Origin of the sequence: Mucilaginibacter sp. CAU 1740 (genome assembly GCF_039839285.1) — a bacterium.
GTDB lineage: Bacteria > Bacteroidota > Bacteroidia > Sphingobacteriales > Sphingobacteriaceae > Mucilaginibacter.
The window spans coordinates 158,507-180,672 of the sequence record NZ_JBDOQS010000002.1 but is presented as its reverse complement, the minus strand read 5'-3'; the positions used below and the strand labels follow the sequence as shown (position 1 = coordinate 180,672).

Sequence of the window (22,166 nt, the reverse complement as noted above, 5' to 3'; positions counted from 1 at the left end):
TTAAATGTAAAACACTTGTTGATACAAAGTTCAAGCCGTATTACCAACCTGGGTTTTGAACCATATTGTTATTTTTCAATACCTCGTTATATGGTATTGGGAAAAGATAATCGCGCTCTTTTCTAAACACCCTGGTTTCTAACAGGGTTTTATTGTAAAAGGTATTATCGCTTTTGCTCATATCCATACCGTAAAACGCGCCGCCATCAGTATTTTCGGCCATTTTCCACCTGCGGGTATCAAAGTAGCGTACATTCTCGAAGGCAAGTTCTACCCTGCGTTCTTTTTGAATTGCTAAACGCATAGCAACCTGATTGGCCGGAACCGGTAAAGAGCCAGTTCCTGTTCCGTATTGCGGTACACCTGCACGGGCACGGATAAGGTTAACATACTTTAAGATATCCGCGCTGCCTGGTGCTGATTCATTCAAAGCTTCGGCATAGTCAAGATAAATATTGGCTAAACGTAACAACAAAGCACCACGGTCGCCGCCGTCAAGAACCACGTTTTTGCGTACGCAGTAACCGGTTGGTGATACGTCGGACGTACTTTGAGACCTTCCGGAGTTGCCATTATAAAAGAAATTGGTTACTATTTCGCTGCCATTCAGCTGGTTTAACCAAAGGCTGTTATTATAGGTGATACCAACATAAAAACGCGGCTCGCGGTTTACCCAGGCATTGAAAGTAGTTCTCAACTTAAAATCAAACGGAGCCTGAAAATCAGTAAAGCCGGTTGCAACATAACCCGATTTCGGATCAGTTATATCAAGGCCGTTTGCCATAGCATAGGCATCAACCATAGTTTGGGTAGCTCCCAATGAGCCTGCACCCTGATAGCCTTGGTCATTATAAGGCGCGCCAACATGTTTAGGTGTACGATCGTACTGGGTGTAATTTACACTAACCGAACGCGCAAATATCCATTCCTTGTTCCAATCGGTGGTCACCACATCACGGCATGATTCATAGGCTGCCATAAACGGATCCGGATCAGATACGGTGTACAGGTTATAAGTACCGGGAACAAATTCATCCAAAAACGCCTTCGCTGCTGCAGCCGCCGTAGCCCATTTGGTTACATCAAAGCTTTGGCTAATGAGATTGGTGCCATCGTTATTTTTTAGCGAAGCAAAATCGGTATTACCATTAAACAAGGGGCTTGCCTTTAGCAATAATGCCTCGGCTTTGTAAGCTTTGCAAATACCTTTGGTAATACGTCCCTGCTCGCGGGCAGTTGTAGTTGCCGGAACATCCTGATAAACGGCATCAAGTTCAGATACTACGTAATCAATGCCCTGATCAAAAGTAGCGCGGGGCAAACGCAGGTCAGAAACCGGTGCATTAATATCCAACACTTTATCGCCAATAAGCGGTACTGGTCCGTACGTGCGCAACAAAAAGAAATAGTAAAGAGCCCTTAAACCACGGGCTTCTGCTTTATATATTCTTTTGTTATCGGTTGTTAATTCCATTGGGTTTGCGCTGTCAATATTTTGAATGAAGAAGCTGGCGTTCCTGATGGCTTTGTAATAGTTGTTCCAGTACGTTTCAACACTCCCATCGGTTTTTTTCCAGGTGCTGGTGTTCATGTTGTTACTGTAGTTAAAATCCCAGGTGTATTTAGCTTCATCAGATGATGCTGTCCACGGCCCCGAATCGTCTTGCCCGGTATAACGCTGCCTCAGTTCGTTTGGCAAACTGTGGTAAACGTTGGCCAAAAAGCTTTCGGTGTTGGTTCTTGAAGCGAAGATCTTATCAACCGTAATAACATCATCCGGTACCTGGCTAAGATATTTTTTGCACGAGCCCATGCTTAACATCAGCAGGCCCAAACCTATATATGTAATTTTTTTCATTGCTGTTATTTGCTGTTAGTGTTAAAAATTAGCTTGCGCGCCAAGGGTAAATGTTCTTACGTTTGGATAAGCCGTACCATTGCTTGTGTTAAGCTCGGGGTCCCATAATTTGAAAGGGCTCCAGTATAACAGGTTAAAGCCTTGCAGGTAAATGCGGGCATTTTTTAAGCCGATGGTTTTCAAGGTGCCTTTAGGCAGGTTGTAACCGAAGTCGGCAGTTTTTAAACGTACAAAATCGATGCTTTTAACCCACCAGGTTGAAGCTGCCGAGTTGTTTTTATTAGCGCTGTTACCATAAGCTAAACGCGGGTAAAAGGCGTTAGGATTAGGGTTTTCAGGTGTCCAACGATCTTCGGCTATAGCAAAAAGGTTACTACGCTCGGGGCCTGTGCTGTTATTGAACGGAATGATACCATCGCCGTTAAGCAACCTGTCAGCACCGGCAACTCCCTGGAAAAACGCGCCTATATAAAACCCTTTGTATTGCAGGTTAAATCCAATACCGTAGGTAGTTGTGGGCACATCGCCGTTACCAATACGGGTACGGTCGTTCTCGTCTATCTTGCCATCGTTGTTAAGGTCTTTATATTTGATATCGCCGGGGCGGACAGTACCAAAATAGGTAGACTGGTTAGCGCTATTGGCAATTTCCTGCTGATCTTTAAAAAGGCCTTCGGCCACATAACCAAAGGTTGACAGGTAATTTACACCGCGGGTATTCATGTACCCGTATGGAGGGATGGGACTATCATCCTCAATTACCTTATCACGGTTGTAGGTAAACGTACCGCGAACATCTAAAGTGAACGCGCCTATTTTAGTTGGATTAAGCTGCACCGTTGCATCAATACCTTTATTGGTAATAATACCAAGGTTACCATACGGGCTGCTGTTTAAGCCTACTATTGCCGGTAATGATCCCCTTTGTAAAAACACGCCGCTCCTGCGCTCATGAAACAGATCAACAGTTACTGATAAGGCCGATTTAAGAGCGTAAAACTCTACACCCAGATCGCGCTTGTGCGAACGCGCCCACTGTACATCGGTACCATAGCTGGTAATATAGGTACCATTTATGCCATGTTGCGAGTTACCATAACCAAAGGTATAACCATTGTTACCATCATCGGCAGTAACAAGTGTAAGGTAACCAAACCTACGACCGCCATTGCCGCCATCGCCCACAATACCATCCGAGTAACGGATCTTGAAGTAATCGAATACATCTTTTATCGGCTCGTAAAATTTCTCGTTAGATAGTACCCATCCCACACCAAACGATGGGAAGAAACCGAATTTTTTAGCCGGTGCAAAGTTTTCAGAACCGTTGTAACCAAAGTTAACCTCGGCAAAATACTTATCACGGTATGAATAAGTGGTACGCCCTGCCAAACCCTGGCTGCGGAAAGGCAATGAAGATGTAACATCATCTGCAAATTGCTGTATTATTTCGCGCTGATTAAACAGTGCTAAAGCGGTAATATGATGGTCTTTGCTGAAAGTACGATCATAATTAACCGAGCCCTCAATATAAAACTGGCGGTTACCATCATTGTAACGACGATATTTCAGGTTATCAGAACCATCACTTTTGATGAGACTAAGGTTGATGTTACCGTCTGCATCGTAAGGATCGGCACGGTTTACCAGGTACAGGTTACGGTTACGGTACCTGCTGATGCCATGCTGGTTATTAACGTCGAACGAGTACAAAGCAGAAACTGATAAACCGGGTGTAAGGGCTTTCAGATCCTGTGTAAGACGAGCGTTTGAATAGATCTGGTTGGTGAACAGGTTGGTATAACCACGCTGAGTAGCCAAATCCCATGGGTTTTCCTGTGCGCCCTGGTTACTTACGCCGGGCACAAAGTTACCCGGGTAAATTTTGGGGTAAAGTACCGGGTTGGTTTGCATTACGGCGTTAAAAATATCCTGTACGCTTTCGTAAGGATGATCGAGGTTTGCAGCAGGGTAGTTAGTGTTGGAAATATTACCCTGTACACCCAACTCAAACTTGGTGGTGCTTGTCCAGTTGGTGGTTACGTTTGAGGTAAAGTTATAACGCTGAAAATTGGTGCTGGCATCATATTTTTGCGTAGGATCTGTTTTCAACAAACTTTGCTCATCATAGTAAGCACCAGAAATGTAGTAGGTTGAGTTATCGTTACCGCCGCGCGCACTGAAGTTGGCCCTGCGGTTGTAGGCTGTGTTATTATACAACTCCTTCATCCAGTTAACGTTAGGATACAAATAAGGATCCTCGTTTTTTATGGTAGAGTTGATGTAGTTGTTGCTGTATTCTTTACCCTGGCCACTGGCTAAACGAGCCTCATTACGCAGCAACATGTACGTTACACCATCAGTTAGTTCGGGCTTTTTGGTAAAAGCGGTTATACCTTCGTTATAGTTGAACATCAGGTTTGCTTTACCTGCCCCGCCCCTTTTGGTGTTTACTATGATAACGCCGTTAGCGCCTGCCACACCATAAACCGCTGTAGCCGAAGCATCTTTTAAAACGGTGAATGAAGCGATATCTTCCGCATCCAGGTTATCAATGTTCCTTCCCTGTACACCATCAATTACGATAAGGGGAGAAGCGTTGTTTTGAGCGTTGAAGGTAGAGATACCACGGATCCACAGGTCGGCGCCGTTTTGCCCAGGCAGGCCCGAACGTTGCACACCAACCACACCGCTGATACGACCGGCCAACGCCGCGCTGATATTAGCAACAGGTTGTTTGATATCCTCAAGGTTAACGGTTGATTGCGCTCCTACCACGCTGATCTTTTTTTGCTGGCCGTAACCTACAATGGCAACCTCATTAAGGCTGTTTTGAGCAGCAACAAGGGTGATATTAAAATTAATTTCGTCTTTAACGGCTACAGTATAAGTTCTGAAACCAATAAAGCTTACAGCGATAGAATCGCCACGATTGGCCAAAATACTGAAGCGGCCTTTTTCGTTGGTAACCGAGGTTATTTTAGTTTTAAGGTTACGTACGTTTACACCGGGCAGGGTTACGTTAAATTCATCCTTAACCGTACCTGTAACCGTTATGGCCTGGTGGCCTTCCTGCGCCTGCAGGTTCATAACAAGCGCCATGCATATCGTTAATATATACACAACCTTGTTGCTCTTCAGGCTTTTGAAAAGAAAATTCAAGAGTCGATTTTTTGACATAATTTCTTATTTGCTGATTGAGAAATGTTATTGATTTGATTTAAGCGCCGGTTATTGCAATGGCACATTGGTTACCCGCCACTCGGCCAACTGGAACAGGGTACTTCCACCGTTAGCGGTTATGTTAAGCCTGTAATAGGTATAGGTATCGGGATTTGTGAACTCGTAGTTTTTGGTTAATCCGCGTGCTGAAAAAGATTCATTGGTACGGGTATCAAGGTCCTTCCAAACTTTTTCGTCATTTGAGCCTGCAAGCGTCCAGTTTTTGGGGTCACGCTCGGGGGCATCATTGGCAGAAGTAAGCGTGTAGCTGGTAATGTGCTGGGCCGCCTTAAATTTCAGTTGGATGAAAAAGCTGGGATCATAACTGAAGATCAGGAACTTGGTACTCTCAAAGCCGTCGGTAACCCTGATCGATCCTTCTGTTGCCGATGGGCCACCGGTGTTTTCGATGTTTGTTGAAAGCACACCTTGCGCGGTTACATCTTCCGGATCAGGTGGCAGCAGGTCATAATGCCGCTGCTTTTCCTTTTTACAGCCCGAACATAAAACAAGGGCTAAGCAAAGCATTCCTAATGCCCGCCTGGTTAGTTTTAAAGCATTCATAGGTGGTTTGATTGTTGTTTAGAAATTTGAAACATATATATTATTAATTATTAAGGCGATATGAAATATTGCATCCGGAAAAACAGGGCAATAAAAATCCACCACAACCTTTCGTGTGTTTTTTTTAACTTGAACCCGAAAAAACAGGTCAATAAAAATCCACCACGGCTTTCTGCGTGCTTTTTTTTAGCAATACCTCCCATTAAGGAAAATATTTTCAAAAACGAAAAATGATTACCTGTTACGACCTGAAATTTTCGATACGATTTATCGAAACACTGCTATTGAAATTGCTATTCGGAAAAATGAAAGATTTAACAGCAGATGTGGTCGTAGAAAAATTAACCCAAGTACCCGCGTTTAAAAAGTAAATTCATAGACATAGTGTTAAGTTTAGTTACAACGAAAGCTTTATCTATCTTAAAATATCAAAAAAGTAAAACGTTTTACCAATTTAATACTATCCAATACCCACAATTAAACTTTCGCTGACAGTAAAGCTAACAAAATAATAATATTAATAAAACGTTTTATCTACTTTGTTACAATGTATTTTCGATGTTTTTGATATAGCCAGCCCACTTTTATGCGCTTTTTACGATATGTACATACAGACTAACAACCATCAAAAAACATTAATTATCAGATGATTATTGTAACCAATGTTTAAATAAACCGGGATTAAACCCTTGTTGAAACGCTATGTTTATACAAGAAATTTTTGTAACAAAAAACACCTACCGCAACCGACAGGTGTTACAAATGGAGGTAAAACGATGTAAAATTACATTGGATATCTTAGTCCGGTGGCGTTTTCAGCAAAGTTCCAAAGCTCTTTACCTAATTTTTCGTCGGCGACAGCTTCAGTAATTTTCGCGGGGGCGGGATAACCATGCAATTCGCCTTCGCCATCCGGGCCGTAGTATCCCCCACCCTTAACATCCGGCGATACTGCCGCATATAAAGATGGAAGCGCGCCTTGCCATGCAGGCATCAGGTGACTAAAACGTTCAACAGCGGCTTTATAATCAGCTTGGGGCATATGCCTTGATAATTCTGTTTCGGTTACACCCGGGTGAGCCCCTACAGATAGCAGATCACTACCCATCTGGCTTAACCGCTTCTGCAGTTCAATAACAAACTGCAAATTGGCAAGCTTACTAACGGCGTACTCGCGGTAAGCATCGTACCCTTTCTGTAACCTAACATTTTCCAGATCAACGCCGTCAACAAACCTATGTGCCCCACTGCTAACGGTTACCACCCTTGCCCCCGGCGTAATATTCAATAAAGGATACAAATGCCCGGTTAAGGCGAAATGCCCTAAAAAGTTAATGCCGAATTGTAGTTCATAACCATCGGCAGTAGTACCCGCTGGTGGGATCATTACGCCGGCGTTATTTATAAGCAAATCCAAACGATCGTACTTATTCTTGATTTCTTCGCTAAAACGCTTTACGGCATCTATACTGACCAGATCCAGGATCTCTCCACTTATCTTACCTCCTAAATTGTTTATTTTATATACCGCTTCGTTAACACGGCCACTGTCGCGCCCGGCAATGATCACCGTTGCACCGGCCTGGCTTAAAGCCAAAGCTGTTTCAAAACCGATACCGGTATTAGCTCCGGTAACAATGGATATTTTACCGCTTTGATCCGGAATATTTTCTTTTGTCCACATATCTGCTCAATTTTTCAAGCAAAGTTCGGGCACGATTATGTGCCGCCGGATACATAAACCAAACCATTATCTACAATAATCAATCAGTTTAAGCCAGCCCTGAATTGTGTTGGACTTGTGCCTGTTTGCTTTTTAAAAAAAGCAGAGAAATGGTTAGGCTCATCAAAACCCAGTGCCCAGGCTATCTCGCTTACTGTTTGGGTATCGTTTTTCAATAGCATTTTAGCTTCCTGCAGCATCCGGTTGCTAATAAGTTGCGAGGTGGAACTACCTGTAACATCCTTCAATGCTTTATTAAGATGGTTTACATGGATATTTAGGCAGGCCGCAAAGGCAGATGCAGAGGTAAGCATAAGCCGCCCTTGCGCATTAACAGGGTATTGCCGCTCCTGCAGTTCATTAAACAATACGGTTATGCGCTCGTAAGCGGTTGCGCCAAGGGTTGGTTTGCTAAAAGCAGGTTGTAGCTTTTGTGCTTCGTGAATTAAGCCTGTTAATAAGCTACGCAGTAAATCATCCTTATAGGCGTAGTTACCCTCAAGTTCGGCTACCAGTTTTTTAAACTGATGTTCAAATAGCGCGGCATCCTGTTCGCCTAAAGTAATTATCGCGTTTTCGGCCGAGCTATAAACCGGGAAATTTTGCAATTTTACGAGATCAGCAAAAAACGTCCCTGTAAATATGCATACGTAACCTGTTTGCAAGTCGCTTATCGGCTCCCAAACGTAGGGAATCATAGGGTTGGTAAACACCAACGTAGTGCCCGATATTTCGAAACGCCTATCGGCATAGTAAATTTTGCTATGCCCGGTTACAAGGCTCACTTTATAATAATCGCGCCTGCTGTAGGGCATGGGCTTATCTTTGGCAACATGGATATCTTCAACCCTGATAATATTGAAATGCTCCGCTCCATTTGCGGGTAAAACCACATCGGCAGCTACCTTATCATACAACGATCCTAATTTGAAAAATGCAGCCATATATTTACTAACGCAAAGTACGTGAATTTTAGGCCGATGTATTTTGATGATCGGTCATGTTAGGATAATCTTATCAATTTATCTATAAGATCTCTACATACCCGTCCGTACCATTCACCCTTATCCGTTGCCCATCCTGTATCAGTTTGGTAGCATTCTCTACCCCTACAACACCCGGCAAACCATATTCGCGTGCTATTACCGCGCCGTGTGTCATTAATCCGCCTACTTCGGTTACAAGGCCTTTTATGGATACAAACAGCGGTGTCCAGCTTGGATCAGTAAATACAGTTACCAGGATATCCCCGTGTTGTAGATCGGCTTGTTCCATACTTAGTATTACCCGTGCCCTCCCCTCAATAGTACCCGCAGATACAGCAAGCCCGGCAATAGCCTTCGCAGGCAACCTGTCATGTTTGTAGCTACCGGTAATGATCTCCCCATCAGAAGTAATAACCCTTGGCGGATTGAGTTTTTCATTGATCTGATGTTCTTCCTTCCGTTTGTTTATAAGCTCATGATCAACGTTGCAGGTAAGTACCGCTTCTCTAAATTCGTCAAAAGTTAGGTAATGCAGATCTTCAACCCGCGTAATAACGCCAGCCTTGATCAATTGACTGGCTTCCTTTAATAAAGCTTGCTTATAAACCCAAAGACGGTTAACTATCTCGTACTTGGGATACTCGCGGTAACCGGCAAAATCACGTAGCTGATTTATCATCCACTCAGCTTCTGCTGCTTTTTGTTCGCCATCGGGTAGTTGTTTTAGTTTATCCAGCAAATTCCTTTTCCTTTCCAAAGCTTCCGTTAACCCCTCTTCAAATTTCCGGCTACCGGCTCCGGATTCTATGTTTTTGATATTGCTGAGGATAAGCGGAACAAGCTTAGCGGGATTCTCATTCCAGCGGGGTTTGGTGATATCAATTTCCCCGGCGCAACGCATTCCATACTTGTTAAGGTATCCGTAGATGGCATCGCGGATTTGTTTTCCCCTTTGAAGGCCTTGCAATTCATCCAGAAAGCTATCGTTTTTTACTTGCTGCAAAAAGGCGATCACATCAGGATAAGGGCGGACCACATCAGCTACATGCAGCAATGCCAGCCCCATTTCCGAAGTAATATTATTAGCTACCGACTGGGTAAGTTTATCTGCAACTCCTTTTTCGCCTAACCATTCTTCCATATTTTTATTGATCCATGTAGAAGCATTGACCACAGCCATAATAGCGGCCATTTTTTTAGGGAGCAATAAACTCTGTTTTCTTTGTTGCAGATCCTGAAGAATAAAATCAAACAGATCAACACCCGATCGCGTTTGTATATCTTGCTTTAGTCCCGCTATCGAAGCTTCGGCATCCGCTATCAATTCGGTAATTATTGCCGGATCATTTTCGGTTTGTGAATTTGCAGAAAGAACCGGAATTACGGGGTTACTGGCTTCCGGCTGTATTGGCTTTATGAAATCGCCCCTATCTACAAGTGTAACAAGCGCGTTTTCTATTAACGGATCGTGCTGGCCCATTGCATTTAACAACCGTTCGCGGCCTGTAGCAAAGGATAGCTCTTTAAATACATCAACAAACAAGCGTCCACCGGCTTTGTACATGGGCCGTCCGGCCATTAATTGCCATATGGATAACCCTAATGGTTTCATGGCATCGGTCATCATTTGTTGGTGACCTACGGATATGTAAACGTGGTTTTCCGGGTCGCTGTTTTCGGGTACCGGATATAAAGTAGTGATGGGCCGGCTTTGTACAATGTAAAACCGGCCATCAGACAGGCACCATTCTATATCCTGCGGCGAGCCAAAATACGATTCAATTTTTCGACCTATGATTTCAAGCTCTAAAATCTGGTCGTTTGTAAGTGTTTGGCTTTCCCGGAGTTTTGGATCAACTTCCTGCTCCGTTGTACCACCATTACCCGAAGCGTAAAAAGCTACTTTTTTGGCAGAGATCTCTTTATCGATGATCTTCCCTTGTAGAACTTTGTAATTATCGGCATTAACCACGCCCGATACCAGAGCCTCACACAAGCCGAAACCAGCATCAATGGATACGATTTTCCTGTTACCGGTAACGGGATCGGCAGTGAACATAATACCCGAAGCCTCAGGAAACACCATTTGTTGTACAACTACAGCCAGCTGAACTTTACGATGATCAAATCCGTTTTGGATGCGGTAAACAACAGCGCGTTCGGTAAATAACGATGCCCAGCATTTTACAATATGTTTCAAAACTTCGGCCTGACCAGTGATATTCAGATAGGTATCCTGCTGACCGGCAAATGAAGCCGTAGGCAGATCTTCGGCCGTCGCGCTGGAACGTATGGCGAAAGCAGCGTTTCCAGTAAATTGATCAAGAAAATGAATGATCCCCTCTTCGATATCTCCAGGGATAACAATATCTTCTATATGCTTACGGATCTGGCTGCTCAATTGATTGACCATCTTCCTATCCTCTAACCCTAAAACAGCCAACCGATCAAGCAACTCCCCTACTACAACTGATCCGCCAATTACTTTTTTAAATGCCCCGGTAGTTATGCAAAAACCATCGGGTACCTGGATGCCTTCTATCCGGCACAATTCGCCAAGATTTGCACCTTTGCCGCCAGCTATAGTCAGCTTCGTTTTGTCGAGATCCTGAAGCCCTAATACTGTTGCTCCAATGCCGATATTAGTTGCCATAATTACCTATGTTTTTTTGACTTTAATTGGTTGTAATTTGAGTGCTTAAAAATTATTCACCAGCAGGTGAACAGCACTTACAAGTCAAATATATCCATGCAATTATGCTTAAAACAGCTTTTTTAAGTATATTTTTTTTGGCAGACTACAAGAGGTTTTTTTGCGTTATATCACAAAAAGATTTGCTTTTTATAGCAGGATAACCCTGCCTTTTGTTCGATTGAACAGTATGATTTCCCCTATTTGCATCAACGCAACAGATCGCGCCTTATTGCCAAAACGATGGCGCCTTAAGCTTTCCGCGCACACTGCAATCTCCGCATGGAGGTGTGGTATAAAGATAACCGTCTAAGGTATATTCTATTGGTAAATACTGGCCATTACCATTAATAAGAAAACTCAACACATCATTATGCCCGGTTACCGGAGCCGAAAAAAAGGCTTTTGAAATACCGCAGGCGTAAGGATAATCCGGGTACCAATCTGTAGGTAATTGCACTTTGGCAATAAAAAAACGTTTTACCTGTGTGTTCGAAATGGTTGTATATCCTATAACCGGCTCATCCGGATTGCTAACACACTTAATATTGCCCTTTAGTATTGATGGCTGAGCATCAAATATACTTCCAATTTTTTCGGTATTTTTTCTGAGGTTGTCCCAAAAATCATAGGCACCCTTATCAAGCGCATATTGTTTAACCAAAATAGAATACTTAGTACCAATTTTTTCGGCTGTAGAAGGGATGGAAGCCACAAGTGATTTCAATACTACAGCCTGATTAAGTTTTTCTGTTGTACCTATCGCTATATGTGAAGATCTGTCGTGAGCAAAACAATAAAAAATTTCTTCTTCGGGCTTGCGCTTCCGTAGCGTGTCGCCGTCTACAATAAATTGAATGAATGATTCAGCATGAAATTCCCAGTCTTCCTCATATTCCCAGCGGTAATATTTTATTCTATTGTTAGGATCATGGGTGCTGACATATAAATCAAGAGAACTTGCTTTAATTCCAAACGAGATACTATCTATAGGCGGATTGTTCATTACGTCTAAATAATCGGTTGCATACTCTTTACCTTCGGGAGCTACTACATGTAAACGGTATTTTTTTGAGCCGTTAAGCGCCATAGGCCCCGTAGCATACTTGCCCGAAGCTAAGGGTTTAAGGTTATACACCTCATGCCTCCTTCCGACTCCACCGTAACTGTATAACCATTTACCGGATTAACTCGCGCGGTATCAGCAATTTTCACGGTTTTACTCAGGCTGATGATGGTAGAATCATTACCACTGTTAATCACGCCCTCAACAACCAGGTAGCTATTATCACTATTTATTATCGCCGGGGTATAAGGCTTTTTACATCCAGCTTCAAAGCAGCCTGATATTATTACCAGCCATACAAGTACGTTGCTGATAGTGAAGCCGAAAGAAGTGAAATCAGGAGGGATCGATTTTTTTTTCAAAGTGTGAAAATGAAGTTTAGTTGAAAGTGTTTTCCTGTCTTTGAATAAGATCATATTGTGTAAAGCAAGGTTAAACTGCAATATAATAAATTGCAGATAGCTATCAAAGCTGCTTTTGATATCAATGAATTCCAAAACGCTATCACCATTTTCCCTGCTATTCATCCTTCCAAAATGCAGGCTTCATCAAGGCCCCCCTGGTAGTGCAATCTGTACATGGTATCGACGAGTACAAATACCCCAACCAAACATTATTACTATTGAGGGCTTTATCTATAGGATTTACTGAGGGCGGATGGAAGAACAAAAGATCTATTCCATATTTAAAGAAAACAGTATCTACATTGCAGCCATAATCTACACGCCAATCTGCCGGAAGCTCGGTGCGGTTAATATACGCCCTTTTGGTTTGTACGGTACCAATGCTTATATAACCTATGGCTATTTTTGAGGGATCGGTTATACATTTAATATTGCCTATTGACTGTGATGGCTGAGGATCAAATATACTGCCCAGGCGTTCTGTATTGGCCCTTAACTGTTCCCAAAAACTGTAAGCCTCTTTGGTAAGCGCGTACTGCTTTAACAAAACGGAATAGCGGACGCTGATTTTTTCAGAATTGGAGGGAATAAAAGCGATTGGCTGCTGATATAAAACATCCTGCCCTAATTTCGCGGTAGACCCAATGGTTATATTAGTAGATTTATCTTTCGTATAACACATGTATATATTTTTGGCGCGGCTAACAATATCTTTACCAATGGCTTCCAGGCCGGTATTGTACGCAGCATGAAATTTCCAGTCCTCATCATACTCAAACCTGTAATAACGGGTATCATTAGTAGCATCATGGGCATTACTGTATAATTGCACTCCGTTACTTTTTATGGCATAGCCAATGCTATCAATAGACGGGGCTACTTTCACCTGCTCAAAATTTGAAAGATATACTATATTATCAGCAGTGGTTATCCTCAACCGGTATTTTTTTGCCGCATTAAGGTTCAAACCTGCCGATACATATATTCCATTGCCGTTATTGGCAAGCGGGTATGTAGTATTGTCTTCTCCTTCAACGGTTACCAACGCGCCTGTTTCCGGGTTATAAACTGTGGTATTATTTACAGGCACTGTGCGGCTTAATTTTATAAAAGTGGAATCCGCTCCGCTGTTTACAATCCCCTCAACAACAATAAACTTATCGGGCGACGAAACCACTTTAGGATTATAAGGCTTTTTACAAGCCGTGATGATGATTAAAAGTATTGCCGGAACATAGATTAACTTAATATCGATGAAGAAGAAAAACTTGGTTTTTACATTTTTTTTCAAAGCAGCGGAGATAAAAAGTAAAAAACGGAATTTAAACAATTCGAACCCCAAATCCTATCTATATAACTTTATTGTTACAAAACAATAGTGCTCTAAATAACTACAAAAAGATTAACTATCCCTGTTATCAGGAATTGTTAATAGTACGATAAAATTTATACTGTTTAAATAAACGCCCTCAGCCAGAACGGCCGTAGCGTAAAATAAAGCTTTAAGCTTCTACCAGGCGGGAGAAGATCTTAGCGATGTTCCGGGCATCATCAACACCGCGGTGATGTGTGCCTTGCAAAGGCAGGTTCAGCATGCGTAGGGCACGTTCCATGCCTATGCCTTTGGATAGCTGATACACTTCGGCAAAAAGCACTTTCACATTGATGTGGTGCGCCGACATGGGGTAGCGTACGCCAAATTTAGCACATTGCTCTTTCAGCATACTCCTGTCGTAAGCGCCGTAGCTGACCCAGGTTAGCTTTTTGGCGTTGTAGCGTTCCTCTAAAATACTGCAGGCTTCTTTTAGTGATACGCCTTGCTCTTCAACCATTTTTGGTGTAATGGTAGTAAGCTTTGTACAAAACGCGCTGATCTCCGAGTAAACGGGTTTTACCAAGATGCCTTCGCTGGCTATGATCCTGCCGGTATCTACATCCAATTTGCAAACGCCGATCTCTATGATCTCGCTTCGTTGTTTTTGATACTCACCGTCGCCTTCCCAGCATGTAGCCTCAAGGTCAACAATGATGATTTCATCTGTTGTTTCCATAATTTTTATTTTATATAAATTGTTTTAAAAAGCCGGACCATCCGGCTTCTTTTACTATAATATACGAAAAATTTATGAAATTTCAAAGAGGAATAATCTGAGAAGCTGCTTTTACATGCCACCATTGCAAGCGCAGCGTGGCAACCGCACGGAAGCATAGCCGCCCTGTATAGCATGCGATTGCTTCGTAACTACCCATTAATAGTTTGTCATCCTGAGGTACGAAGGATCTTCTTCAACAAGCTTGGCCGCTATACAGGGCGAAGAAGATGCTTCGTACCTCAGCATGACAAAGGGGCGAATGCCGTTCCTCCTTTAGAGGCCCCGGCTTTTACTTACTCGCAATGGGCGAATAGCCTCAATCAGGCCGGCTCCGTAACCTTTTTTGCAGATAGCATAAACACCGTAGCGATTATAAACAGCGCCCCTATCCAATCAATAGCTTTAAACGAAATGCCCAGCCAGGCCACAGCTATTAATGTTGCCGATAGTGGTTCGGCCGAAGTTAGGAGGCTTGCTTTTTGTCCGCCGATGATCTGTACTGCTTTCAGGTACATGTAAAATGGAAGCAGCGTGCCAAATATCACTACAAAGAGTACGTTGGCTATGGTGTACCCATCCCATACGCCATCAAATTGCCATGGGGCTTTTACAAGGGAGATAGCCACCCCGCCAATAAACAGCCCCCAGCCTATTACACTTAGGGCGGTGTGCTTTTTAAGCAGTTCGCCTGGCAGCAGCGTGTAAATAGCCAAACTTATGGCTGATGCCATGCCCAGCATAAAGGCAAACGGCGAAATATTTAACGTATGGATATTGCCATGGGTAACCAGCAAAAACGTACCGGTAACCGCCATCAAAATGGCAAGGTATTCGAACGCGCTAAGCCGTTGCGCATGCCTGAACGCAAGATACAAAGCGATAAGTACCGGAGCCGAAAACTGTAATATAGTAGCGGTAGCCGCGTTTGAATATTTAATAGCCGCGAAATAGCTGTACTGCACCGTGAGCATCCCCAATATCCCGAAAACAAGGAGTTTCTTCCTGCTAACCTTATCCTGCCATATCATCCAGATATCTTTATCCTTTTGGATAAATGCCATTAACAAAAGCAGACCACCTGCCCCAAGCATCCTTGCCGACATTAGCCACTCAACACTTATCCCCCGTTGCTGAAACAGGAACTGTCCGCATGTACCGGACACTCCCCATAGCATGGCCGCCATCAGCGCCATTATTATTCCTTTAGTATTGTTGTGTTTCATTATTATTTTCTCCTTCTGACGCAAAAATAAATTACATGGACTGCATTTTTTATTTGAATAATAGCATAATTTGCAATTTTATTGCGTAAAACATTCAGTTATGGAGAGTTTAGATCAATTGGATTATAAAATACTGGAGATACTACAGGTGAACAACATGACATCGCAAAAGGAGATAGGTCATACTATCGGCCTATCAGCCCCGGCAGTACAACGCCGTATTATGCGCCTCCGCGAGATTGGGGTTATCCAGCGTGATATCTCTGTTATTAATCCGGCCTACATCGGTTCGCCTATTACCATTGTTGTGGATGTAGAGATGGAGGTTGATAAAGTAGAGCTGACCCGGGAAACAAAAAACAAGTTCAAAAACACACCACAGGTACAGCAATGCTATTATGTTACCGGTGAGGTTGATTTTGTGCTGGTAATTATAGTTTATACCATGCAGGAGTACGAGGCGCTAACGCACGAGCTATTTTTTAACAATCCGGGTATTAAGCGTTTTAAATCTTCCATCTGTATGGATGCCGTAAAAGTAGGGCTTGCCTTGCCCGTTCCTGCTAATATTGTAAGGCGATAGGCCGTCCGCAGTAATCAAAATAAAAAAGGCCACCCTTGCGGGCAGCCTCTCTGATTTGTGCATATCGGTTTGGTATTAATACCCTTGATTTTGCTTCAACGCTGATGCTTTCCCTGTCGATTCAAGGTCTATCTGCGCTTGTGGTATTGGATAAACTTCATTTTTATTGGTTGTAAAATGAGCACCCACCACATCAGATATGGTTTTGCCATCGTAACCAAAATAAGCAGCTAATGCCTGTTGTGCTATACCCCAGCGCGATATATCGAAAAACCGGTGGCCTTCCATTGCCAGCTCCAGCTTGCGCTCAAAGTAAATAGCTTTTAAGGCCAGGTCTTTACCTGTAAAATAACCTGCCGGATAAGGGCTTATCACGTATTTAGCCGCCGGTGTGGTGGTATAGCCTCCCATAGGTGCGGTAGGGTCTTTATAGGTATAAACAAATCCGGCAGGTTTGGCGGCCCTTGCCCGTACCATGTTTACATAGGCGAGGCCAAGGTCTCCGATACCCAGCTGGGCTTTGGCTTCGGCGGCCATTAGCAATACATCGGCAAAACGGATCACGTTTATTTGATTGGCGTTGCCCGGTGCCCATGAATGGCTATCGGCATAAGTACCTTTGCTGGCCTGGAAATAAACATTCTTTTTAGGCGAATAAGGTCCGGCTGAACTTTGCTCACGGATCCAGTTTTGACCAGGATGGTTTCCCCAATCTAAATATGGGATACCACGGCGGCCCACTGTCCAATCCAAACGAGGATCGAGGTTGCCGGCATCCAGCGTAAACGCGGCAGATGAGGCTATACCCTGATCGTTAACTACCGGGTGGCTATTATAATCGTCCAGGTAAGGCAAGCCGTTGGCATCGGTACGGAAGGAGTTGGCCAGATCTTCGGTAGGCTGAAAAAATCCGCAGCAGCCAAATGGGCTGTTGTATGGATAGTTCAACATATCGCCATTGTTGGCTTCGCTGATGGTATTGGTGCCATCGTTAGCGGCCTGTTGAATTGCAAACACGGTTTCCTTGTTGTTTTTGGTTGCCGCGTTAAAATTATCAAAGTAATTATCGGTTAAGCCATAAGCCACCCCTGCCGAGTTTGTACCACCGGTAATAACTTCGGTAAAAGTTTTATCGGCATTGGTATAATCTTTTTGGTACAGATAGGTTTTGGCCAGGTATGCACCGGCAGCCCATTTGTTAACGCGCCCAACCTGGGTTTGCGTGCCGGGCAGATTAGCGTAGGCAAATTTAAAATCATCAATAATTTTTGGCCAGATATCGGCAGTATTAGGCTGCACAAAGTTGGTTGTGGTTTCGTCGATATAAGGTACGTTGCCAAACATCTTCTTCAGATCGAAGTAATAGTGGCCACGTAAAAACCTGGCCTGGCCAATAATATTGGCTTTATCTACATCGGTTATTCCGCTTACCGCACCTACTGTTTTAAGTACGTTGTTGGCGCGGGTAATGCCTTCATAATCTGCTTTCCATTTGCTGTTTAAAAAGCCGTTGCTGGCATCAACTGTAAAGGTGGCTATGGAATTAATGGCAGGTTGATCAATACCCGAACTGCCTTTGTGCGCGTCGCCACCGGCAACACTACCGTAGATCCAGTTATCGGGCGAGGTTTCCCAGGCCGAGCCGCCGCCAAAGGCCGTGTTAGTACCCGATTGGCCGTCCAAAGCCGAATACGCGCCAACCAACAAACCATCCACACCTGCCGCACTGGTAATTTGGGCGGTGCTTAAGGCGCCGAGCGCAGGCTGATCAAGAGAAGATTTTTTACATGAACTTTGTACTATACCGGCCGTGATCAATACACAAACCGATAAGCGCTGAATATTTTTCATAACGTTTTAATTAAAATTTAACTTGTACACCTAATAAATAAGTACGGCTTGGCGAGTAGTTACCCCTGTCAACGCCAAAATTGGTGCTGCTGGTTGTATTGCTTGTAGTGCCGCCACCCACAATTTCCGGATCAACGCCCGTGTACTTGGTGATGGTAATTAAGTTAGCTCCGGATACGTAAACACGCAGGCTGCTTAAACCAATTGATTTGATCATGTTTGGCTCAAATTTGTAACCAATTTGCATGTTTTTAAGGCGCAGGTATGATCCGTTCTCTACGTAATAAGAGTTAGGTACGGTGTTAGTACTGAACGAGCCATCAATTTCCTGGATAGGCGCTTTAGCATCGGTATGGTCTGGAGTCCAGGAATCATATAGCGCCGTTCTGCTTTTTGCACCGGCAAAGTTGGCGTAAAAATCAGTCCACCATTTCACGTCGTTCCAGATCTTGTTACCGTATGATCCGTACCAGAACATATTCAGATCGAAGTTTTTATAGGTAAGATCGAGGTTGAAACCGCCTGTAAATTTAGGGTTAGGGTTACCTAACAGAGTCCTGTCGCTGGCATCTATTTTGCCGTCGCCATTTACGTCGGCATATTTAAAGCGGCCAACGGCGGCATCAGTTTGGTAGGTACCACCGGCTTTAGCGTTGGCTGCATCAATTTCGGCCTGCGAGTTCCAGAAACCAACAGTTTTATATCCGAAGAAACCTCCCACCGGGCCACCAACCTGGTTACGAATGATAGAGCTACCATTAAAACGGCCTGAGTTTTCATCAAAATATGGCTGACCTACGGTAACTGCCTTAATTACGTTATGATAAGTGGTAAAGGTTAAGGAAGCATTCAATTTCCAATCGTGACCAATGGTTTGGTGTGTGCCAATAGCTACATCCAAACCGGTGTTGTTCATAGCGCCAACGTTGCTGTACGGTGCAGTTGCCGAGCCTGCTGTACCTGGCAGGTTAGGATTAAACAACAGGCCGGTGATCATCTTTTTATAATAATCGGCAGTGATATCCCATTTCTGGTTAAAGAACGAGCCATCAAAACCGATGTTCAGGTTTTTATCAAGCTCCCATTTAGCATCAGGGTTACCTATCCTGGTTTGGGTAAAGCCCGCTACGGTACTGGTTGATGTACCGTTGATATCATAATACGAGTTGGTTTTGCTTGCACCGAAGGTTGTGAAAGCATTGGCCGGGTCAACGTTTATCTGGTTACCCATTTCGCCGTAACCACCCCTTATCTTCAGGTCGTTTATCCAGCTTATGTTTTTCATAAAGCTCTCGTGCGAGATGCGCCAGCCCGCGCTCACTGCCGGGAACCAACCATACTGATAGGTTGAAAACCTTGATGAACCATCGCGACGGATAGTTGCGTTAAGCAAAAACTCATCGTTAAAAGTATAATCCAACCTGGCAATCAATGATTGGATCTTGTCCCTCTCGATAGTACTGTAAGCTGTTGGCGTACCGGTACCGGTTGATATGGTAGTATAGTTTTTATCGAAAGTAAAATAACCGGTATTGGTTGCCCCTAAGGTTTCGTACCTGTTTTTATAATTCTCAGTACCTACCAATAATTTAATATCGTGTTTATGAAATGTTTGGTGATACGTTAAAGTATTTGTCCAGGTGTAATTGTAGCCGTTGTACGAGTTTTCGGCATACGAGTTTGTAGTAGTATTTTCCGAATTTTCGTACTGCGGATAGGTAAAGTTGTGGTTATAATCTGAATAGTACTCACCACCAAACTGGGTGCGTAAAGTAAAGTATTTCAGGAAATCAACCTCGGCAAATACGTTACCAAACAAACGGTTATTAGCGCCATAGTTGTTGGCAGTGCGTTGCTGTACAGCAACCGGGTTAACCGCGTTACCTAAGTTAGCGGTGTTATCGCCGCCATAATTGCCCTTAATATCATAAACCGGGATGATAGGCTGCTCACGGAATGACATACCAATACCCGAACCTTCATCATTTTCATTGATCAGCGGATTTTCGGTTAACGAGTACGACAAGTTTTCGCCTACCCTGATGTGTTTGGTTACGTTAAAGCTTGTATTGGCCCTTACTGTGTAACGCTTATCATAAGTATCTATCAGCGTACCTTTTTGATCGAAGTAGTTCATCGAGAACAGGTAAGTTGCCAGATCAGAACTACCACTTAAAGCGATGTTATGGCTTTGAATTGGTGCCGATTTAAAGATCTCATGATACCAATCCGTTCCCGATTTATTTGAGCGGGTAATGCGGTAAAAGCCAGATGGATCACCAGAAGTATAAAATGGGTTTACATTGTATTTAGCAGGATCTACAGCCGGGTCGCCATCGTGGATGCCGTATGGATCTGATCCGCCTGCACTGATATAATCGGGCAGTACGTTACCATTAGGTCCGTAAAGATTGCTGGTATAATCCGGCGTCAGGCCTTTTAACGTGGCTGTATTTTTAATGGCCAGGTTACGGAGGCTCATCATTTCGGTTGGATTAAGCAGATCGAAAACGTTACCGCCCTTAGGCACCTGCGTACCGTAATAGGCATCGTACGATACATTTACTTTACCGTTACCCTTTTTGGTGGTGATAACAATTACACCGTTTGCCGCGCGCGCACCGTAAATAGATGCCGAGCTTGCATCTTTCAGTACCTGCATGCTGGCAACATCGTTAGGGTTAATGTCGCTTACATTGGTTGTTGGTACACCATCAACTACATAAAGCGGCTGGTTATTACCAAAGGTGTTGGCACCGCGGATTTTCACTGATGGATTTTCGCCCGGCTGACCAGACGATATAACGGTAACACCCGCGGCCTGCCCTTGCAACTGGTTCTCGACAGATGCTGTTGGCTGCCTGTTAGCTGCCGCCATATCTACCACAGCAACGGCACCTACCAGGTCTTTTTTACGCTGGCTGCCGTAACCGGTAACAACCACCTCGTTCAGGGTATTGTTGCCGGGCGTAAGGGCAATTTTTAAATTGGCATCGGTACCTACCTGCACTTCGCGGGTGGTAAAACCAATGTACGATACTACTAATGTGCTGCCGGGACTGGCCGAGATGGAGAACTGGCCATTAATGTCGGTAATTGCGCCGGCCGTACCGCCTTTTACCCGCACCGAGGCACCAATTACGGGCAGCTTATCATCACTGCTGGTAACCGTTCCTTTGTACTTTGTCTGCGCGTTAACTACCATCGAAGATACCAGGCAGCATAGCAGCGCACCCAGAAATCTCCCTTTTTGGAGTAGACTTTTGAACATACGTTTGAGATTTGTTGGTTATATATTTGGGTTTATTAAATGCACTAAACGTGCGGGAGTAAAGGTTGCCTGCTGTTAAAATACTGCGTTCCGTATCTCACCCCGGAACGCAGCTCAATACCATTTCTCACGTGATATTGCTCAACTAAATCTCAAATGATATCATGCTTATAATCATTCAAGTTCTTTAAATAGCAGGCCATTCAAACTGCTGCTGACATTGGGTTTGCAGGCAACCTGTTCAGCGTTATGAAAACACCGGCATTATGAAATCTTTATCCCGATCATGAAACATCATCAATGCTTCATGTTTATAGTTTATCTATGCAACAGGGCCTGCCAAATGATCGCGAAGCCCGCCGCCTATTGGTTTGTTATAATTGTTCACAAATAATACGATTATAGGAGCACCGATTTTGAGAAAGCGACCATCACCCGCTGTGATGAGATGAACACGCCATATTATGCGACAAGTTTTAGCAGGATTTTAAACGGGGAACAAGCGGATTGAATAACTTAGATACGGTAGAAAACCAATTATAAACCGGGTACAAACCGTTCAATTTAAGGCGTAGAAAACAAAGTAAAAAGCATTAGGCCATTGCCTCATGCTTAATTGTGTTAACCAAT

At 43.7% G+C, this 22,166-nt stretch carries 14 protein-coding genes; 1 reads left to right on the top strand and 13 read right to left on the bottom strand.

Features of this window, described 5'->3' with window-relative positions; genetic code table 11:
• Positions 1-40: 40 nt before the first annotated feature.
• The 11 genes from AAFN85_RS05165 to AAFN85_RS05115 form a co-directional block, all read right to left on the bottom strand.
• Positions 41-1,858 carry a RagB/SusD family nutrient uptake outer membrane protein gene (locus AAFN85_RS05165; protein WP_347525920.1) on the bottom strand — a complete coding sequence of 606 codons (1,818 nt, stop codon included), beginning with the start codon at positions 1,856-1,858 and terminating at the stop codon, positions 41-43.
• Positions 1,859-1,879: 21 nt separating this feature from the next.
• Complete coding sequence (locus AAFN85_RS05160) at positions 1,880-4,960, bottom strand: TonB-dependent receptor (RefSeq protein WP_347525918.1); 3,081 nt, start codon at positions 4,958-4,960, stop codon at positions 1,880-1,882.
• Between the two features lie 129 nt (positions 4,961-5,089).
• A complete protein-coding gene (locus tag AAFN85_RS05155; protein WP_347525916.1) occupies positions 5,090-5,644 on the bottom strand; it encodes a discoidin domain-containing protein in 555 nt (184 codons plus the stop codon).
• A gap of 784 nt (positions 5,645-6,428) precedes the next feature.
• Positions 6,429-7,328: an oxidoreductase gene (locus tag AAFN85_RS05150; RefSeq protein ID WP_347525915.1), complete on the bottom strand. Its 900-nt coding sequence runs from the start codon at positions 7,326-7,328 to the stop codon at positions 6,429-6,431.
• An 83-nt stretch (positions 7,329-7,411) separates the two neighbouring features.
• Positions 7,412-8,311 (bottom strand): helix-turn-helix domain-containing protein, encoded by a 900-nt coding sequence (locus AAFN85_RS05145; RefSeq protein ID WP_347525914.1) that lies wholly within the window; start codon positions 8,309-8,311, stop codon positions 7,412-7,414.
• An 82-nt stretch (positions 8,312-8,393) separates the two neighbouring features.
• A complete protein-coding gene (gene ppsA, locus AAFN85_RS05140; protein WP_347525913.1) occupies positions 8,394-11,006 on the bottom strand; it encodes a phosphoenolpyruvate synthase in 2,613 nt (870 codons plus the stop codon).
• A 268-nt stretch (positions 11,007-11,274) separates the two neighbouring features.
• Complete coding sequence (locus tag AAFN85_RS05135) at positions 11,275-12,183, bottom strand: DUF4249 domain-containing protein (protein WP_347525912.1); 909 nt, start codon at positions 12,181-12,183, stop codon at positions 11,275-11,277.
• On the bottom strand, positions 12,162-12,638 hold the full coding sequence (locus AAFN85_RS05130; protein WP_347525911.1) for a DUF4249 family protein: 477 nt from the start codon (positions 12,636-12,638) through the stop codon (positions 12,162-12,164). The genes AAFN85_RS05135 and AAFN85_RS05130 overlap by 22 nt, the downstream gene beginning before the upstream one ends.
• Positions 12,631-13,806 carry a DUF4249 domain-containing protein gene (locus tag AAFN85_RS05125; protein WP_347525910.1) on the bottom strand — a complete coding sequence of 392 codons (1,176 nt, stop codon included), beginning with the start codon at positions 13,804-13,806 and terminating at the stop codon, positions 12,631-12,633. Before AAFN85_RS05125 ends, AAFN85_RS05130 begins: the two co-directional genes overlap by 8 nt.
• Positions 13,807-14,017: 211 nt before the next feature.
• Positions 14,018-14,566, bottom strand: coding sequence for a 3'-5' exonuclease (locus AAFN85_RS05120; protein WP_347525908.1), 549 nt, complete (start codon positions 14,564-14,566; stop codon positions 14,018-14,020).
• A 362-nt stretch (positions 14,567-14,928) separates the two neighbouring features.
• On the bottom strand, positions 14,929-15,831 hold the full coding sequence (locus AAFN85_RS05115; protein ID WP_347525907.1) for an EamA family transporter: 903 nt from the start codon (positions 15,829-15,831) through the stop codon (positions 14,929-14,931).
• Positions 15,832-15,931: 100 nt separating this feature from the next.
• Here AAFN85_RS05115 and AAFN85_RS05110 point away from each other — a divergent pair, with 100 nt between their 5' ends.
• Positions 15,932-16,414 (top strand): Lrp/AsnC family transcriptional regulator, encoded by a 483-nt coding sequence (locus AAFN85_RS05110; protein WP_347525906.1) that lies wholly within the window; start codon positions 15,932-15,934, stop codon positions 16,412-16,414.
• 75 nt (positions 16,415-16,489) lie between these two features.
• Here AAFN85_RS05110 and AAFN85_RS05105 read toward each other — a convergent pair whose 3' ends face one another.
• Both AAFN85_RS05105 and AAFN85_RS05100 read right to left on the bottom strand, forming a co-directional pair.
• Positions 16,490-18,265 carry a RagB/SusD family nutrient uptake outer membrane protein gene (locus AAFN85_RS05105; RefSeq protein ID WP_347525905.1) on the bottom strand — a complete coding sequence of 592 codons (1,776 nt, stop codon included), beginning with the start codon at positions 18,263-18,265 and terminating at the stop codon, positions 16,490-16,492.
• A 10-nt stretch (positions 18,266-18,275) separates the two neighbouring features.
• Positions 18,276-21,536: a TonB-dependent receptor gene (locus AAFN85_RS05100; protein ID WP_347525904.1), complete on the bottom strand. Its 3,261-nt coding sequence runs from the start codon at positions 21,534-21,536 to the stop codon at positions 18,276-18,278.
• Positions 21,537-22,166: the final 630 nt, after the last annotated feature.

What these genes read in the sequence shown, in the direction of transcription:
- AAFN85_RS05115 (WP_347525907.1), bottom strand. Translation starts at nt 15,831, where the DNA reads ATGAAACACAACAATACTAAAGGAATAATAATGGCGCTGATGGCGGCC.
- AAFN85_RS05100 (WP_347525904.1), bottom strand. Translation starts at nt 21,536, where the DNA reads ATGTTCAAAAGTCTACTCCAAAAAGGGAGATTTCTGGGTGCGCTGCTA.
- AAFN85_RS05165 (WP_347525920.1), bottom strand. Translation starts at nt 1,858, where the DNA reads ATGAAAAAAATTACATATATAGGTTTGGGCCTGCTGATGTTAAGCATG.
- AAFN85_RS05150 (WP_347525915.1), bottom strand. Translation starts at nt 7,328, where the DNA reads ATGTGGACAAAAGAAAATATTCCGGATCAAAGCGGTAAAATATCCATT.
- AAFN85_RS05120 (WP_347525908.1), bottom strand. Translation starts at nt 14,566, where the DNA reads ATGGAAACAACAGATGAAATCATCATTGTTGACCTTGAGGCTACATGC.
- ppsA (WP_347525913.1), bottom strand. Translation starts at nt 11,006, where the DNA reads ATGGCAACTAATATCGGCATTGGAGCAACAGTATTAGGGCTTCAGGAT.
- AAFN85_RS05110 (WP_347525906.1), top strand. Translation starts at nt 15,932, where the DNA reads ATGGAGAGTTTAGATCAATTGGATTATAAAATACTGGAGATACTACAG.
- AAFN85_RS05155 (WP_347525916.1), bottom strand. Translation starts at nt 5,644, where the DNA reads ATGAATGCTTTAAAACTAACCAGGCGGGCATTAGGAATGCTTTGCTTA.
- AAFN85_RS05145 (WP_347525914.1), bottom strand. Translation starts at nt 8,311, where the DNA reads ATGGCTGCATTTTTCAAATTAGGATCGTTGTATGATAAGGTAGCTGCC.
- AAFN85_RS05105 (WP_347525905.1), bottom strand. Translation starts at nt 18,265, where the DNA reads ATGAAAAATATTCAGCGCTTATCGGTTTGTGTATTGATCACGGCCGGT.
- AAFN85_RS05160 (WP_347525918.1), bottom strand. Translation starts at nt 4,960, where the DNA reads ATGGCGCTTGTTATGAACCTGCAGGCGCAGGAAGGCCACCAGGCCATA.
- AAFN85_RS05130 (WP_347525911.1), bottom strand. Translation starts at nt 12,638, where the DNA reads ATGAATAGCAGGGAAAATGGTGATAGCGTTTTGGAATTCATTGATATC.